This window comes from Streptomyces ipomoeae 91-03, assembly GCF_000317595.1.
GTDB classification, from domain to species: Bacteria; Actinomycetota; Actinomycetes; order Streptomycetales; family Streptomycetaceae; genus Streptomyces; species Streptomyces ipomoeae.
Genome location: NZ_AEJC01000655.1, coordinates 1 through 15984, shown reverse-complemented (window position 1 = coordinate 15984; position 15984 = coordinate 1). Strand labels below are relative to the sequence as shown.

Annotated in this window: 15 protein-coding genes; 5 read left to right on the top strand and 10 right to left on the bottom strand. The window is 71.3% G+C overall.

The annotated features are described in order from the left end of the window. Window positions 1-671, top strand: a 671-nt coding sequence (locus tag STRIP9103_RS43205; protein ID WP_009341357.1) for an enoyl-CoA hydratase/isomerase family protein, incomplete at its 5' end; no start/stop codon positions are given. A gap of 67 nt (window positions 672-738) precedes the next feature. On the opposite strand, the gene meaB is transcribed toward STRIP9103_RS43205, so the two are convergent. The 7 genes from meaB to STRIP9103_RS43170 all read right to left on the bottom strand — a co-directional run bounded on the left by meaB (window position 739) and on the right by STRIP9103_RS43170 (window position 9244). After that, window positions 739-1740, bottom strand: a complete 1002-nt coding sequence (gene meaB, locus STRIP9103_RS43200) for a methylmalonyl Co-A mutase-associated GTPase MeaB (RefSeq protein ID WP_009341364.1) — start codon at window positions 1738-1740, stop codon at window positions 739-741. Window positions 1741-1752: 12 nt separating this feature from the next. Beyond that, window positions 1753-3933, bottom strand: a complete 2181-nt coding sequence (gene scpA, locus STRIP9103_RS43195) for a methylmalonyl-CoA mutase (RefSeq protein ID WP_009341359.1) — start codon at window positions 3931-3933, stop codon at window positions 1753-1755. After that, the gene (locus tag STRIP9103_RS43190; protein ID WP_009341355.1) at window positions 3933-5744 is read right to left on the bottom strand and encodes a methylmalonyl-CoA mutase family protein; all 1812 of its coding nucleotides are present in this window, start codon (window positions 5742-5744) and stop codon (window positions 3933-3935) included. Before STRIP9103_RS43190 ends, scpA begins: the two co-directional genes overlap by 1 nt. After that, window positions 5741-6391, bottom strand: coding sequence for a PucR family transcriptional regulator (locus STRIP9103_RS45380; RefSeq protein ID WP_009341367.1), 651 nt, complete (start codon window positions 6389-6391; stop codon window positions 5741-5743). Before STRIP9103_RS45380 ends, STRIP9103_RS43190 begins: the two co-directional genes overlap by 4 nt. Window positions 6392-6552: 161 nt before the next feature. Then, window positions 6553-7773: an ornithine--oxo-acid transaminase gene (gene rocD, locus STRIP9103_RS43180; RefSeq protein WP_048822145.1), complete on the bottom strand. Its 1221-nt coding sequence runs from the start codon at window positions 7771-7773 to the stop codon at window positions 6553-6555. 35 nt (window positions 7774-7808) lie between these two features. Then, complete coding sequence (gene ddaH, locus STRIP9103_RS43175; RefSeq protein ID WP_009341363.1) at window positions 7809-8630, bottom strand: dimethylargininase; 822 nt, start codon at window positions 8628-8630, stop codon at window positions 7809-7811. A 122-nt stretch (window positions 8631-8752) separates the two neighbouring features. Beyond that, window positions 8753-9244 carry an Lrp/AsnC family transcriptional regulator gene (locus STRIP9103_RS43170; RefSeq protein WP_009341365.1) on the bottom strand — a complete coding sequence of 164 codons (492 nt, stop codon included), beginning with the start codon at window positions 9242-9244 and terminating at the stop codon, window positions 8753-8755. Window positions 9245-9345: 101 nt separating this feature from the next. Between STRIP9103_RS43170 and STRIP9103_RS43165 the strand changes: the two genes are divergently transcribed. From STRIP9103_RS43165 to STRIP9103_RS43150, 4 genes are all read left to right on the top strand, one after another. Beyond that, window positions 9346-10101 carry a LytR/AlgR family response regulator transcription factor gene (locus STRIP9103_RS43165; RefSeq protein ID WP_009341366.1) on the top strand — a complete coding sequence of 252 codons (756 nt, stop codon included), beginning with the start codon at window positions 9346-9348 and terminating at the stop codon, window positions 10099-10101. Between the two features lie 9 nt (window positions 10102-10110). Then, on the top strand, window positions 10111-10503 hold the full coding sequence (locus tag STRIP9103_RS43160) for a hypothetical protein (RefSeq protein ID WP_009341361.1): 393 nt from the start codon (window positions 10111-10113) through the stop codon (window positions 10501-10503). Between the two features lie 71 nt (window positions 10504-10574). Further along, window positions 10575-12320: a sodium/solute symporter gene (locus STRIP9103_RS43155; RefSeq protein ID WP_009341351.1), complete on the top strand. Its 1746-nt coding sequence runs from the start codon at window positions 10575-10577 to the stop codon at window positions 12318-12320. A gap of 133 nt (window positions 12321-12453) precedes the next feature. Next, window positions 12454-13674 carry a sensor histidine kinase gene (locus STRIP9103_RS43150; RefSeq protein WP_009341369.1) on the top strand — a complete coding sequence of 407 codons (1221 nt, stop codon included), beginning with the start codon at window positions 12454-12456 and terminating at the stop codon, window positions 13672-13674. 19 nt (window positions 13675-13693) lie between these two features. On the opposite strand, the gene STRIP9103_RS49665 is transcribed toward STRIP9103_RS43150, so the two are convergent. From STRIP9103_RS49665 to STRIP9103_RS52620, 3 genes are all read right to left on the bottom strand, one after another. Then, window positions 13694-13849: a hypothetical protein gene (locus STRIP9103_RS49665; protein ID WP_009341362.1), complete on the bottom strand. Its 156-nt coding sequence runs from the start codon at window positions 13847-13849 to the stop codon at window positions 13694-13696. Between the two features lie 22 nt (window positions 13850-13871). After that, window positions 13872-15785: a serine/threonine-protein kinase gene (locus tag STRIP9103_RS43140; RefSeq protein WP_009341349.1), complete on the bottom strand. Its 1914-nt coding sequence runs from the start codon at window positions 15783-15785 to the stop codon at window positions 13872-13874. Window positions 15786-15803: 18 nt separating this feature from the next. Then, window positions 15804-15984, bottom strand: a 181-nt coding sequence (locus tag STRIP9103_RS52620) for a hypothetical protein (RefSeq protein WP_009341368.1), incomplete at its 5' end; no start/stop codon positions are given.

Sequence of the window (15984 nt, the reverse complement as noted above, 5' to 3'; positions counted from 1 at the left end):
TCCGGATCGTCACCGAGCGGTCGAGGGTCGCGATGCCCGAGACCGGCATCGGCTTCATACCGGACGTCGGCGGTACCTACCTGCTCTCCCGTGCGCCGGGCGAGCTGGGCACCCACCTCGGCCTGACGGGCGCTCGGATCGGCGCGGCCGACGCCCGGTTGTGCGGCCTGGCCGACCACTTCGTACCGTCCGCGTCTCTCCCCCGGCTCCTCGACGATCTCGCCGCCCTGCCCGTACGGGACGCCCTCGCCCGCCATGTCCGGCCCGCGCCGCAGGGGGAGCTGGCACACGGGTCGGCATGGATCGACAGCTGCTACGCCGCCGACACCGTCGAGGAGATCGTCGAACGCCTCCTCGCCCACGGCGACCCGGCGGCCAAGGAGGCCGCCGAGACCCTGCTCACCAAGTCGCCCACCGCGCTCAAGGTCACCCTGGTCGCCCTGCGCCGGGCCCGGCGGCTGAAGACACTGGAGCAGGTCCTGGACCAGGAGTACCGGGTCTCCCTCGCGGCCCTGACCACGGCCGACCTGGTGGAGGGCGTCCGCGCCCAACTCATCGACAAGGACCGCACCCCACGCTGGTCCCCGCCGACCCTCGCCGAGGTCACCGAAACCGACGTCATCCGCTCCTTCGCACCCCTCGGCCCCCGCGAACTCGGCCTGGCCGACTGACCGCCGGGGCACCGCCCTCCCCCGGCCCACCGGAAGCCGACCGTCCCCCCGGTCGGGCCACCGCACGTCAACCGACCGGCGGAGGCGCCCCCCGCTGCCCGAAAGCCCCGAGGATGCGTTCCGCGGCCAGTGTCGCCGTCAACTCGCCCGCCCTCACCTGTTCCTCCAGAGCGGGAGCGAGGGACCGGACCGCCGGGTCCGCGTGAAGGCGGCCCAGCAGTTCGTCGCGGACCATGGTCCATGTCCAGTCGACCTGCTGCTCGCGGCGCTTGGCGGCGAGCCGTCCGGCCGAGTCCAGCAGCGTGCGGTGCTGTTCCAGCCGTTCCCAGACGGTGTCCAGGCCGGTGGACTCCCGTGCGCTGCAGCTGAGCACGGGCGGCGTCCAGAACGCGTCCTTGCCGTGCATGAGCCGGAGCGCGCCCGCCAACTCCCGGGCGGCGGACCGGGCGTCGCGTTCATGCGGGCCGTCCGCCTTGTTGACGGCGATCACGTCGGCCAGCTCCAGAACACCCTTCTTGATGCCCTGCAACTGGTCGCCGGTGCGAGCCAGCGTCAACAGCAGGAACGAGTCGACCATGTTGGCCACGGCCGTCTCGGACTGGCCGACACCGACCGTCTCCACCAGGACCACGTCGTAGCCGGCGGCCTCCATCACCACGATCGACTCACGGGTCGCCCTGGCGACGCCGCCGAGCGTGCCGGCGGTGGGGGAGGGGCGGACGAAGGCCGCCGGGTCGACGGCCAGCCGCTCCATACGGGTCTTGTCACCGAGGATCGAGCCGCCGGTCCGGCTGGACGACGGGTCGACGGCGAGCACCGCGACCCGGTGGCCGAACCCGGTCAGCATGGTGCCGAACGCGTCGATGAACGTCGACTTGCCCACACCGGGCACCCCGCTGACCCCGATCCGCCGGGCCCGGCCACTGTGCGGCAGCAGCTCGGTCAGCAACTCCTGGGCCAGCCCGCGGTGTTGGGGACGGGTGGACTCGACGAGGGTGATGGCGCGGGCGATGATCGCCCGCTTCCCGTCGAGCACACCCTTCACATATGTGTCGAGATCGATGGCCATCGGCTCATCGCCTCACAGGTCGCCGTGTCCGAGGTCGGCCGCCAGCCGCGTCACCAGGTCGTGTGCCGCGTCCGGGATCACCGTGCCCGGCGGGAAGACGGCCGCCGCGCCCATCTCCAGCAGCGTCGGCACATCCTGCGGCGGGATCACCCCGCCCACCACGATCATGATGTCCTCACGGCCCTCCTCGGCCAACTGCTCCCGCAGCGCCGGAACGAGCGCCAGATGCCCGGCGGCCAGCGACGACACCCCGACGATGTGCACATCCGCCTCCACCGCCTGACGGGCCACCTCCGCCGGGGTCTGGAACAGCGGGCCGACATCCACGTCGAAGCCGAGGTCCGCGAAGGCGGTCGCGATCACCTTCTGGCCGCGGTCGTGGCCGTCCTGCCCCATCTTGGCGACCAGGATGCGCGGCCGACGCCCCTCCGCCTCCGCGAACGCGTCGACCACGGCACGGGTGCGGTCCACGGACGGGGACTCACCTGCTTCGTTGCGGTACACACCGGCGATCGTACGGATCTGGCTCGCGTGCCGCCCGTACACCTTCTCCAGGGCGTACGAGATCTCCCCGACCGTCGCCTTGGCCCGCGCCGCCCGCACCGCCAGCTCCAGCAGATTGCCCTCGCCGTCGGCCGCCCGGGTCAGCGCGTCGAGCGCGTCCTGGCAGGCGGTCTCGTCCCGCTCCGCGCGCAGCCGCCGCAGCTTCTCGATCTGCTGGGCGCGCACCGAGGAGTTGTCGACCTTGAGGACCTCGATCTGCTCGTCGTTGTCGACCCGGTACTTGTTCACGCCGATCACCGGCTGGCGCCCGGAGTCGATCCGGGCCTGGGTGCGGGCCGCCGCCTCCTCGACGCGCAGCTTCGGGATGCCCGCGTCGATGGCCTGCGCCATGCCACCGGCGGCCTCCACCTCCTGGATGTGCTGCCAGGCCCGCCGCGCCAGGTCGTATGTCAGCCGCTCCACGTAGGCGCTGCCGCCCCACGGGTCGATCACCCGTGTCGTGCCGGACTCCTGCTGGATCAGCAGCTGGGTGTTGCGGGCGATGCGCGCCGAGAAGTCGGTGGGCAGGGCCAGCGCCTCGTCGAGGGCGTTGGTGTGCAGGGACTGGGTGTGGCCCTGGGTGGCCGCCATCGCCTCGACGCACGTACGCGTGACGTTGTTGAACACGTCCTGCGCGGTCAGCGACCAGCCCGAGGTCTGCGAATGGGTGCGCAGGGACAGCGACTTGGCGTTCTGCGGGTCGAACTGCTTCACCAGCTTCGCCCACAGCAGCCGCGCCGCCCGCAGCTTGGCGATCTCCATGAAGAAGTTCATGCCGATCGCCCAGAAGAAGGAGAGCCGCGGCGCGAACGCGTCCACGTCCAGGCCCGCCTCCCGCCCCGCCCGGATGTACTCCACGCCGTCCGCGAGGGTGTACGCCAGCTCCAGGTCGGCCGTCGCGCCCGCCTCCTGGATGTGGTAGCCGGAGATGGAGATCGAGTTGTAGCGGGGCATCCGCCGCGAGGTGAAGGCGAAGATGTCGGAGATGATCCGCATCGACGGCTTCGGCGGATAGATGTAGGTGTTGCGGACCATGAACTCCTTGAGGATGTCGTTCTGGATGGTCCCGGCCAACTTCTCCGGCGGTACGCCCTGTTCCTCCGCCGCGACGATGTAGAGCGCCAGCACCGGGAGCACGGCGCCGTTCATCGTCATGGACACCGTCATCTTGTCCAGCGGGATGCCGTCGAAGAGCTGCCGCATGTCGTAGATCGAGTCGATCGCCACGCCCGCCATGCCGACATCACCCGTCACCCTCGGGTGGTCGCTGTCGTAACCCCGGTGCGTCGGCAGGTCGAAGGCGACCGACAGGCCCTTCTGACCGGCCGCCAGATTGCGCCGGTAGAAGGCGTTGGACTCCTCGGCCGTGGAGAAGCCCGCGTACTGGCGGATCGTCCAGGGCTGGTTGACGTACATCGTCGGGTACGGGCCGCGCAGATACGGGGTGATGCCCGGGTAGGTGCCCAGGAAGTCCAGGCCCTCCAGGTCCTGCCCGGTGTAGAGCGGCTTGACCGTGATGCCCTCCGGGGTCTCCCACAGCAGGTCGTCACCACCGGTGGCCTTCTTCACGGCCCCGCGCCATTCGTCGGGGTGGCCGGCGGGCGTCGGCGTTCCCAGCTCGATCCCGGAGAAGTCGGGGATGGACGACATCAGGAGACCCCCATGCGGTCGAGAGCGGCGGACAGCACGGCGACGGCGTCACAGCCCGCGAAGACGTACGAGTCGACTCCGGCGTAGGAAGCGGGACGGCCGGCGAGGGTGACGTGCTCGGCACCCGCCGCCCGCAGCGCCCCGGCGACCGACTCGGCCTGCTCCTCGTACAGCGTGTCGCTGGAGCACAGGCACACCTCCCGGGCCCCGCTCTCCTCGAACGTGCCCTCGGTCACGGGCTCGATGCCGCCCGCCTGGAAGAGGTTCGAGGCGAAGGTCAGGCGCGCGGTGTGCGCGGCGGCCGGACCGAGCGCGGCCAGGAAGATCCGCGGCCGGGCGCCGGTCGCGGTCAGATGGGCGTCGGAGCGGGCGCGCAGGACCTCGTACGCGTCGTCGCGCCGTACCTGCGGCAGCCCACCGGAGGGCGGCTGGGGCGCGGGGGCGCGTTCCACGGGCTTCTCGTGCAGGTGCGGGAACTCGCTGACGCCGGTGATGGGTTCGCGGCGCTTGGCGAGCTTGTTGGTCCGCGCCGCCCAGGTATTGGCCAGATCAGGGCCGAGGTATCCGTCGCGCAGTGCTGCCGCTTGGCCGCCCATCCGCTCGATCCACTGGAACTGCGCCCAGGCGGCCTGGGCGAGTTCGTCCGTCAGTCGCTCCACGTACCAGGAACCGCCCGCCGGATCGATCACCCGGGACAGATGCGATTCCTCGATGAGGATGGTGGACGTGTTGCGGGCGATGCGACGCGCGAACGCGTTCGGCAGACCGAGCGCGTCGTCGAAGGGCAGCACGGTGACCGAGTCGGCCCCGCCCACTCCGGCGGCCAGCGCGGCGACCGTCGTCCGCAGCATGTTCACCCACGGGTCGCGGCGCGCCATCATCACCGGCGACGTCACCACGTGCTGTATCTGCGCACCCGAGGCGGGCGCCCCGCACACCTCGGCCACCCGCGCCCACAACCGGCGTGCCGCCCGCAGCTTGGCGATGGTCAGGAACTGGTCGTCGGTGGCCGCGTACCGGAACTCCAGCTGCCCACAGGCCTGTTCGACGCTCAGCCCCGCCGCCGTCAGCTCCCGCAGATACGACACCCCTGTCGCCAGGGAGCAGCCCAGCTCCTGCGCGGCGGAACCACCGGCGCCGTGGTACGGCAACGCGTCCACGGTCAGCGCCCGCAGCCCCGGGTACCGCTCGGCGCAGAGCCGCGCCAGTTCGGCCACGGGGGTGAAGCCGAACGACCGGCCGGTACGGGCCGCGTACGCCAAGGGGTCGGCGCCCAGGTTGCCGCGCGCCGCGTCGTCGGCGACGCCTCGCTCCTCGTACAGCCGCAGCAGCCGCCGTGCGGCCGGCTCGACCTCGTCGCCCGCGTCCAGCACGATCGGCGCGAGGTCCAGGTAGACCCCGTCGAGGACACCGTCGAGCGCGGAGACCGGGATGCCCGCGGACTCGCCCACGACCAGCCACAGCGAGGTGGCCCCGTTCTCCAGGTCGGTCAGGACCGCGTCGGCGTCCGCCACCGTGTGCTGTTGGCGTACGTCCCAGCCGCCGACCGTGTTCCCCTCGGCTCGGCCACCGCGTACATAGGGCGCGAAGCCGGGCAGACCGGGGTCGGATACGGCGTCGGCCGCGGTGTACAGCGGGCGCGTGCGCAACCCGTCCTCCAGCGCGGTGGACAGGGCGTCCTCCGCCTCGGCCCGCTCGACCTCCCTGCCGGACCTGCGCAGCACACCAGCCACCAGCTGCTGCCACTGCTCAAGCGTCGCGTCAGGGAACTCGGCGGCCAGCGAAAGCCCGTCATCAGGCAGGACCGTCATGCTCGGATGCTAGGACAGCCCACCAGACGAGCAGTAGAGGGATCGAAGGTGACCTTGTTCTCTTCGCGGTCCTGTTTGCGAGGCGCACATGGGCGCCGTCCTGTTTGCGAGGCGGGCCCGTGGGCGCGGTGCTGTTCGCGGGGTGAGGCGGTGGTGCCGGGGGCGCTCAGCGGGCGGCCGGTGAGCTGTTCGATCTTGTGCGTGCGGTGGACGACGGTCTTGCGGTGGACGTGGAGGGCCGCGGAGGCGCGTACGGGACGGAAGCAGCTCTCGCACCAAGCGGTGATCGTGTCGTGGAGCACCGGCCAGTCCGGCTGCGCGCGCAGCTCCGCGGCGGTCAGTTCGAGGAGGCGGGTGCGGGCGGGCCGGCCGACCGCCGCGAGGACCTGGTGCACCCGTAGATCACGGATCGGCTGGACGGGGGAGCCGCCCACTCCGCGAGTGGTGAGATGGGGCGCGTCCCGGGCGTCCTGGTAGGAGTCGTGCAGTGCGGCCACGGAGGTCGCCGGTTCACCGATGCCGGCCCGCGCGCTCAGGGCGCCCTGGGCGCCGATCGCGTCGATGACGCGTCGGCAGTCGGCGATCGGGGAGTCCGCCGGCGTTTCTCGCCCCCGCGGAGGGGCCGCGCCGCTTCGCCGTCCGCCCACGAGCTCGGGAGGACGACGTTGTTGAGCGTGTGCGGGTGGGCGGGGGCTGGTCGCGCAGTTCCCCGCGCCCCTGAAAACCTGGGGGCACCCCGTGCTCTGAGGCGGGCGCGACCAGCCACACACAACCCGCACCCGCCCAGCAACCCACGCCCCCACGGCGATCAGGCCCCCAGAACATCCCCCAACGTACCCAGCGCCGCCATCAGCTCCGGCCCCGTGATCGTCAGCGGTGGGGCCAACCTGATGGTCGAGCCGTGGGTGTCCTTGACCAGGATGCCCCGGGCCATCAAACGGTGACAGATCTCCCGGCCCGTGCCGATCGTCGGGTCGATGTCCACGCCCGCCCACAGGCCGCGTGAGCGGAAGCCGACAACACCCCTGCCGACAAGGGCGGTCAGCCCGTCCCTCAGCAGCACACCCAGTTCGGCCGCCCGGTGCTGGAACTCACCGGTCCGCAGCAGTTCGACCACGGCCGAGCCCACCGCAGCCGCCAGCGGGTTGCCGCCGAACGTCGAGCCGTGTTCGCCGGGGCGCAACACCGACAGCACCTCTCGGCGGGCCACGACCGCCGACACCGGCACGATGCCGCCGCCGAGGGCCTTGCCGAGGAGTACGGCGTCGGGGAGGACGTCCTCGTGTTCCACGGCGAGGGTGCGGCCGGTGCGGCCGAGGCCCGACTGGATCTCGTCGGCGATGAAGAGGCAGCCGGTGCGGCGGGTCAGGTCGCGGACGCCGCGCAGATAGCCGTCGTCCGGGATCATGACGCCGGCCTCGCCCTGGATGGGCTCGATCAACACCGCCGCCGTGGTGTCGTCGATCGCCGCTTCCAGCGCTGCCAGGTCGTTGTACGGGACCACCCGGAAGCCCGGTGTGAACGGGCCGAAGCCGGTGCGGGCCTCCGGGTCCGTGGAGAAGCTCACGATCGTCGTCGTACGGCCGTGGAAGTTGTTCTCGGCGACCACGATCGTCGCCCGATCCACCGGCACGCCCTTCACCTCGTACGCCCATTTGCGGGCCACCTTGATCGCGCTCTCGACGGCCTCGGCGCCGGTGTTCATCGGGAGCACCATGTCAAGGCCGATCAACTCGGCCAGGGACTCGGCGAAGCCGGCGAGGCGGTCGTTGTGGAAGGCGCGGGAGGTGAGGGTGAGGGTGTCCAGCTGGCGGTGGGCGGCGTCGATCAGGGCGGGGTGGCGATGGCCGAAGTTGAGGGCGGAGTAGCCGGCCAGCATGTCCAGATAGCGGCGGCCCTCGACGTCCTCGACCCAGGCGCCCTCCGCGCGGGCGACGACCACGGGCAGCGGGTGGTAGTTGTGCGCGAGGACGGGCTCCTCGGCACTGATGAGGTCGGCCGACGAACGCGTACGGACGGGGGCGGTCATGAGCGGACCTCCTGGGTCACGTGGGATCTCCTCGGTCATGGGCGGATCTCCTGCGTGCAGCACTTGATGCCACCGCCGGCCTTCTGGAACTCCGACAGATCGACGGGGACGGGGACGTAGCCCTGCCGGTCGAGCTGGTCGGCGAGTTCCTTGGCACGGGGCGAGATGAAGACGTGGCGGCCGTCGGACACCGAGTTCAGGCCGAAGGCCATGGCGTCGTCGCGGGAGGCGATCACCGCGTCGGGGTAGAGGCGGGCGAGGACGGCACGGCTGCCGGGGGAGAACGCCTCCGGGTAGTACGCGATGTTCCCGTCGGGCCCGTCGTCCAGGACGAACAGGGCGGTGTCCAGGTGGTAGAAGCGAGGGTCGACCAGCTGGAGGCTGATCACGGGGACGCCGAAGAACTCCTGCGCCTGACGGTGGGCCTCACGGGTGGTGCGGAAACCGGTGCCGGCGAGGAGGTAGCGGCCGGTCGGAATCAGATCGCCCTCCCCTTCGCACACCGACTCGGACCGCAAGACCTCGTACCCGGCGTTCTTGAACCAGGCGTCGTAGGCGATGGACTCGGGGCGCCGCTCGGGCGCGTGGAACAGCGAACCGAGGACACGGCCGCCGAGGACGAGCGCGCAGTTGGCCGCGAACACCATGTCGGGCAGCGCCGCCACCGGCTCCACGGTCTCCACGGTGTGGCCATGGGCCCGGTAGGCGCGGATCAGCTCCTGCCACTGGTCCTGGGCGAGATCGACATCCACGGGGGTGTCCGGGTGCATCCAGGGGTTGATCGAGTACTGAACGGCGAAATGTCTGGGTTCGCAGACGAGAAAGCGCCGAAGGCGCGGCACACGGCTGTCGGGCACAGAGGGTCTCTCCGCTTCCTGCGAGTGTCGGCTGGGATGACACTACGGTAGGAATCGGGCAGGATGCGCGACAAGAAAAGAACGTTGCGTGTTCGCGCAGTAATGCTGCGTGTTGGGCGAGGTCAGCGCACGGTCGCTGCGTCCTGGGTGGCGCCCGCCTCAGGGGCCTCGGGCAGCAGGTGGGACAGCACCATGTAGCTGATCGTCTTCCGGATGAACGGCTCGGCGCGGATCCGCTCCAGCACCTCCTCGAAGTGCTCCACATCCACGGCCCGCACGTGCAGCAGCGCGTCCGCGCCACCGGTCACCGTCATCGCCGCGGTGATCTCCGGATAATTGCGCACCACCTCAGCCAGCCGCCGGGGCGGCGCCGCGCCCTCGCAGTACACCTCCACGTACGCCTCCGTGCGCCAGCCCAGCGCCGCCGGTTTCACCGTCGCGGTGAACCCGGTGATCACCCCCGTCTCACGCAGCCGGTCCACCCGCCGCTTGACCGCGGTGGCCGAAAGACCGATGGCCGAGCCGATCTCGGCGAAGCTGGTCCTCGCGTTCGCCATCAACGCCGTGATGATCTTGCGGTCGAGTTCGTCGAACGCCGCGGACTTGCTGTTCATGCGGGCACTGTATCCAGGGACGGGTCCGCGGCGGAGTGCCTCGAACACGTCCGGCGCGCGCCCGTGTGCAGGCGTACGAATTACTCCTACACTCCACGTTCATGCTGCGCGCGCTCGCCGTCGATGACGAGAAACCCTCCCTCGAGGAACTGCTGTACCTGCTGAACGCGGATCCGCGGATCGGCAGCGCCGAGGGCGCGAGCGACGCCATCGAGGCGCTGCGCCGGATCAACCGCGCCCTGGAGTCCGGCCCCGACGGACCCGACGCGATCGACGTCGTCTTCCTCGACATCCACATGGCCGGACTCGACGGCCTCGACCTCGCCCGTCTCCTCACCGGCTTCGCCCGGCCCCCGCTCGTCGTCTTCGTCACCGCCCACGAGGGCTTCGCCGTCCAGGCCTTCGACCTCAAGGCCGTCGACTACGTCCTCAAACCCGTACGCCGCGAACGCCTCGCCGAAGCGATACGCCGGGCCGCCCAGCTCCGCGACGCGGCCCCGCCCATACCGGTCCACGAACCCGACCCGGACCAGATACCCGTCGAGCTCGGCGGAGTGACCCGCTTCGTCGCCGTCGACGACATCACCCACGTCGAGGCCCAGGGCGACTACGCCCGACTGCACACCCCGCAGGGCAGCCACCTCGTCCGCATCCCCCTCTCCACCCTCGAAGAACGCTGGCGCGCCCGCGGCTTCGTCCGCATCCACCGACGCCATCTCGTCGCCCTGCGCCACATCGGCGAACTCCGCCTCGACGCCGGCAGCGTCAGCGTCCTCGTTGGCTCGGTCGAACTCCAGGTCAGCCGCCGCCACGCCCGCGAACTGCGCGATCTGCTGATGCGCCGGACCACCGGCTGAGGAGACGACATGCCGCAGGACCCCACCGAACGCCGCGTCGTCGTCACCGGCCCGCCCCGGCACACCGGCCCCCACTCGCGGCGTGCGAGCGGGAGGTACCCCCAGCGTTCCGGCTACCACCGCCCCCGCACCGAGATCGACGAACAGACCACCCTCGGCCACACCTACGTCCGCTCCCTCATGCGCAGCCAACTCCGCGCCGCACTCGCCGTGTTCGCGGTCCTGGTCCTGTTGGTCGCCCCGCTGCCCCTGGTCTTCGCCGCGATGCCGGACGGCGCCGGCCTGGAGTGGGCCGTCCTCGGCTTCGGCGTCTACCCGCCGCTGGTCCTCCTCGCCCGCCGGCACGTACGCCGCGCCGAACGCAACGAACAGGACCTCGTACGCCTCGTCGAGGACCGCTGAGGCGACGGGACCGCGACCACATGAACGCCATGACCTCATGAACGCCATGACCTCATGAACGCCGTGACCTCATGAACGACAACTACGCCGTCCCCGCCGTCGCCCTCGTCGTCGTGGCCACCGTCTTCGTCGGCGCCTTCGGCCTGCGCATCTCCCGCACCACCTCCGACTTCTACGTCGCCTCCCGCACCGTCGGCCCCCGCCTCAACGCCGCCGCGATCAGCGGCGAATACCTCTCCGCCGCCTCCTTCCTCGGCATCGCGGGCCTCGTCCTCGTCCAGGGCCCCGACATGCTCTGGTACCCGGTCGGCTACACCGCCGGCTACCTCGTCCTCCTCCTCTTCGTCGCCGCCCCGCTGCGCCGCTCGGGCGCCTACACCCTGCCGGACTTCGCCGAGGCCCGGCTCGCCTCCAAGACGGTACGACGCCTCGCCGGGGCCTTCGTCGTCGGCGTCGGCTGGCTCTACCTCCTGCCCCAACTCCAGGGCGCCGGGCTGACGTTGAACGTGCTCACGAACGCGCCCCAGTGGCTCGGCGCCGTCATCGTCGCCGTCGTCGTCTCCGCCACGGTCGCCGCCGGCGGCATGCGCAGCATCACCTTCGTCCAGGCCTTCCAGTACTGGCTCAAGCTCACCGCCCTCCTCGTTCCCGCGCTCTTCCTCGTCCTCGCCTGGCAGGGCGACGGCGCCCCACGCCACGCCTTCGACGAACCGGCGACCTTCCGCGAACAACGAGTCGTCCGCGTCGACGAGAGCGTGGACCTCAAACTCGCGAGCCCGCTGACCGTCACCGCCTCCGGCACGATCGACGGCCGTCGCCACGACGACCGGCGCGTCGACCTGCCCACCGGCACCCACCGCATCGAGCGGGGCACCCGACTGACCTTCGCCGAGGGCGACACCGTTCCCGTCGCGGACCGCGGCAGCAACGGCGGCATGTCCACCTCCCTCGCCGCCGGCCGCGAGGAACGCCCGCTGTACGCCACGTACGGGCTGATCCTCGCCACCTTCCTCGGCACGATGGGCCTGCCCCACGTCGTCGTCCGCTTCTACACCAGCCCGCACGGCGTCGCCGCCCGCCGCACCACGGTCGTCGTCCTCGGCCTGATCGGCGCCTTCTACCTCCTGCCACCCGTCTACGGCGCCCTCGGCAGGCTCTACGCCCCCGACCTCACCCTCACCGAGGACGCCGACGCCGCGGTCCTGCTCCTCCCGGACCGCATGATCGGCGGCCTCGGCGGCGACCTCCTCGGCGCGCTGGTCGCGGGCGGCGCGTTCGCGGCGTTCCTGTCCACCGCCTCCGGGCTGACGGTGGCCGTCGCCGGCGTCCTCACCCAGGACGTCCTGCCCACCCGAGGCGTACGGCACTTCCGGCTCGGCACGGTCCTCGCGACGGCCGTCCCCCTCGCCGCCAGCGTCCTCGTGGGCGGACTGCCGGTCGCCGACGCGGTCGGACTCGCCTTCGCCGTGTCCGCCTCCTCCTTCTGTCCACTTCTCGTCCTCGGCATCTGGTGGCGCCGCCTCACCCCACCCGGCGCGGCGGCGGGCATGCTGGTCGGCGGCGGCTCGGCCCTCCTCGCGGTCGCGGCGACCATGGCCGGATACCCCGGCACCGGCACCCTCCACGCCCTCCTCGCCTGGCCCGCCCTCTGGTCCGTCCCCCTCGGCTTCCTGACGATGGCCCTGGTGTCCCTGGCCACCCCGAGCAAGGTCCCCGCCGAGACGCCCGCGATCCTGGCCCGCTTCCATCTGCCGGAGGAACTGGTGGGCGGCCAGTCACGGGCGGCGTCGAAGGAGATCGAACTGTGGCGGCGGTGAGGAGGGGCCCGTGGACGGAAGGGAACCTGTGGGCGGTGAGGAGGGACCGGTGGACGGAGGGAACCTGCGGGCGGTGAGCGGTGTACCACATGCAGGAGGCGCGTCAGCGTGTATCACATGCGGGAGGTGAGCGATGAGCGGTGAAGTCAGAGGGTTCCTGGCCGGGTTCTTCGTGGCCGTGCTGCCGTTGCTCGCGGCCGGCTTCTGGCTCGGCCGCCGTACCGCCCGGCCGCGCAGCAGTCTCGGCGGCCTCGGCACCCCTGTCGAGCACGCCACCTTCCAGACCCTGCACACCGCGACCCTCGCCGCACCCCCACTGCGCGCAGGCCTCACCGAGGAAACGGCCCGCAAGTCCGCCAAACGGCTGCGCACGCTGCTCGGCACTGACGCCCTCTGCCTCACCGACCACGAGTCGGTCCTGGTCTGGGAGGGCGTGGGGGAGCACCACCGCGCCCAGATCCTGGAGCGGCTGGCGGGCCCCCTGGAGAGCGGCCGGGGCGAGGCCTTCCGCCTCACCTGCGACATCATCGACTGCCCGGTCCGCTGGGCGGTCGTCGCCCCCCTCACGGTCGACGACCGCGTCCACGGCGCCCTCGTCGCCTGCGCTCCCCTGGAGTCCGCCGTCCTGGTCCGAGCCGCCGGGGAGGTCGCCCGCTGGGTCTCCGTCCAACTCGAACTCGCCGATCTCGACCAGTCCCGCACCCGCCTGATAGAGGCCGAGATCAAGGCCCTGCGCGCCCAGATATCCCCGCACTTCATCTTCAACTCGCTCGCGGTGATCGCCTCGTTCGTCCGCACCGACCCCGAGCGCGCCCGCGAACTCCTCCTGGAATTCGCCGACTTCACCCGCTACTCGTTCCGCAGGCACGGTGACTTCACCACCCTCGCCGACGAACTCCACGCCATCGACCACTACTTGGCGCTGGTCCGGGCCCGCTTCGGCGACCGTCTCTCCGTCACCCTTCAGATAGCCCCCGAGGTCCTGCCGGTCACCCTGCCCTTCCTCTGCCTCCAGCCCCTGGTGGAGAACGCCGTCAAACACGGCCTCGAAGGCAGGCTCGACAAGAGCCACATCAGCATCACCGCCCAGGACGCGGGCGCCGAGGCGCTGGTCGTCATCGAGGACGACGGCGTCGGCATGGACCCCGACCTGCTCCGCCGCATCCTGGCGGGCGAGGTCAGCCCCTCGGGCGGCATCGGCCTCAGCAACGTCGACGAACGGCTTCGCCAGGTGTACGGCGACGACCACGGCCTCGTCATCGAGACCGCGGTCGGCGCCGGTATGAAGATCACCGCCCGGCTGCCCAAATACCAGCCGGGCGTACACCCGGACGGGGGAATCCCCCGGGACTGACGGTCACCGGGGGCGAGTCTCAGGTGCGCGACGCCACCATGCCCAGCGTCAGCAGACCGAGGACGACCCAACCGAACCACAGCCAGCCATTGCTGCCGAGCGCCACCGTGTAGGCCGTCACCACGACCAGCCCACCCATGGTGAGCGCCCCCATGGCCTTCGTCGAACCGGGCATCGCAACACCCTTTCTCAGGTCCTCAGGCTTCTTGTCCTTCCATGGTGCCTCCCCTGGCGGAAACGACGGTGCATACGACGAAATGGGCGCCCTTTTTCCAGCCGTCCTCGCTGATCCAGAAGTCGGGGAGGACGGTGTCCGGGGCGTATCCGTAGTCCTCCGGCGGCATGTTCTCGAAGCAGGCCTTCTTGGCGGTCTTCTGCGCCTTCCCGTACGTCGTACCGGCGCTCATCTCATGGAATCCGAGCACTTCGGACTGGTGGGGGTCCTGGCACCAGGCCAACCGGATCTTGTTGTCGGTGATCTTGTCGAGACAGTCCCGCATCTGGATGGTGGCCGTGTCCTCCATGACCGTCTTCCCCGGCTCCCGGTGCCGCCCGATGGGCCCGTACATCGGCCTGCGTTCGCCCAGCACCAGGCAGACGACCCGTTGCCCCGCGGCGTCGAAGCCCTCGTCGGTCGGCAGCACGGGGTACGAGCGGACATCCACGAGCAGGCCCCGGTCCTCGGAGGTGAGCTGTTCGCACTGGGCGGCCCCGCCGGCCCGCGCGTCCGCGGCGGACGACGCCTCGTAGAACGCCATCACCTGCCCGTCGACGTCGGGTCCCGCGCACTGCGGGACGACCTGGAGCAGCGGTGTGCCCGAGAACCGCTTGTCCGGCCAGACCGCGTGCACACAGTCGCCGTCCTTCAGCGGCTCGGTCAGCCCGACCGCGTTCCCGTACGGTTTCCCGCCGGCGCTGCCGCCGTCGGAGCCGCTGCCGCCGAGGTCCCGCAGATTCTCCACGCCGTACCAGATGCCGCCGACCGCCAGGGTCAGGACGACCGTGGTCGCCACACCCGCGAGGAGGGCCCAGGCACGATGGCGGGGGCGGCGGGTGGTGGTGGCCGGGGGAGGACCGAAGCCGCGGTCGGCGGGGGCGGACGGCTCGGCGGGGGGTGTCGGGGAGTACCAGGCGGGCTCGTGCGGGATGGGGGAGACGAGTACCTCGGGGGCGGCCGTGTGGGTCGTCGCGTTGGCCCACTGGGGTTGCGAGCCCAGATCGGACTGGGTCCGCGGGTGGGCCTGGGGTGTCACGATCGCGGAGAGCGCCGCCTCGGTGTCGGCGGCGGTGATCCGGCGTGCGGGGTCCTTTTCGAGCATGGCGGCCAGGAGCGGTTCCAGGGCGCCCGCGCGCAGGGTCGGACGGGGTTCGCTGAGGACGACCGCGGTCAGGGCCTCGATCTCCGAGTCCCGGTCGAAGGGGCCGTATCCCTCCACGGCGTAGTACAGCGTGCAGCCCAGCGAGAACAGGTCGGACTCGGGGGTCGGCGGCCCGCCCTGGGCCCGCTCCGGTGCCAGATAGCCGGCGGTGCCGATCAGGACGTGGGTACGGGTGTAGCGGGTCTCCTGGGTGTGGGGCTGGACGGAGATGCCGTAGTCGGTGAGCAGGACGCGGGCGTACGGGGTGCCGGTGCGGTCGGGGGCGAGCAGGATGTTGGCCGGTTTGACGTCCCGGTGCATGATGCCCCGGTCGTGCCCGGCGGTCAGCGCGTCCAGCACGGCGAGCCCGATCCGGGCGCACTCGGCGGGCGCGAGGGCGCCGCGCCGGGTGACGAGGGCCTTGAGGTCGAGGGCGCCCGGCACGTACTCCATGACGATCCACGGGAGCCCGTCGTATTCCAGGACGTCGTGGACGGTGGCCACGTTCGGATGGTCGCGCAGGACCGCGGCGTGCCGGGCCTCGGCGCGGGCCCGGGCCACCCGCGCCGTGCGGTCCCGCTCGGCCTCGCCGGGGTTGCGGAACACGACTTCCTTGAGCGCGACCTCACAGTCCAGCTGCTGGTCGTGGGCGAGCCAGACATGGCCCATACCGCCACTGCCCAGCCGGTTCAGCAGGACGTAGCGGTCGGCGATGACCCGGCCGGCTCCCCCATGCGGTGCTTCTGACTGCATCGGTGACTCCCACAGGGTTCAGATCCATACGGGCTGGGCCGGGTCCTCGACGGGGTCGCCCGGGTCTCCGCCCGGACCCCCTGGGTCTCCCGGATCTCCTGGATCTCCCGTGTCTTCGGACGGTGGATCGGCGGGTGGATCACTGGGCGGATCGGGATCACTCGTCGTCGGGTCGAGGGTCGTCGGATCAGTGGTCTGA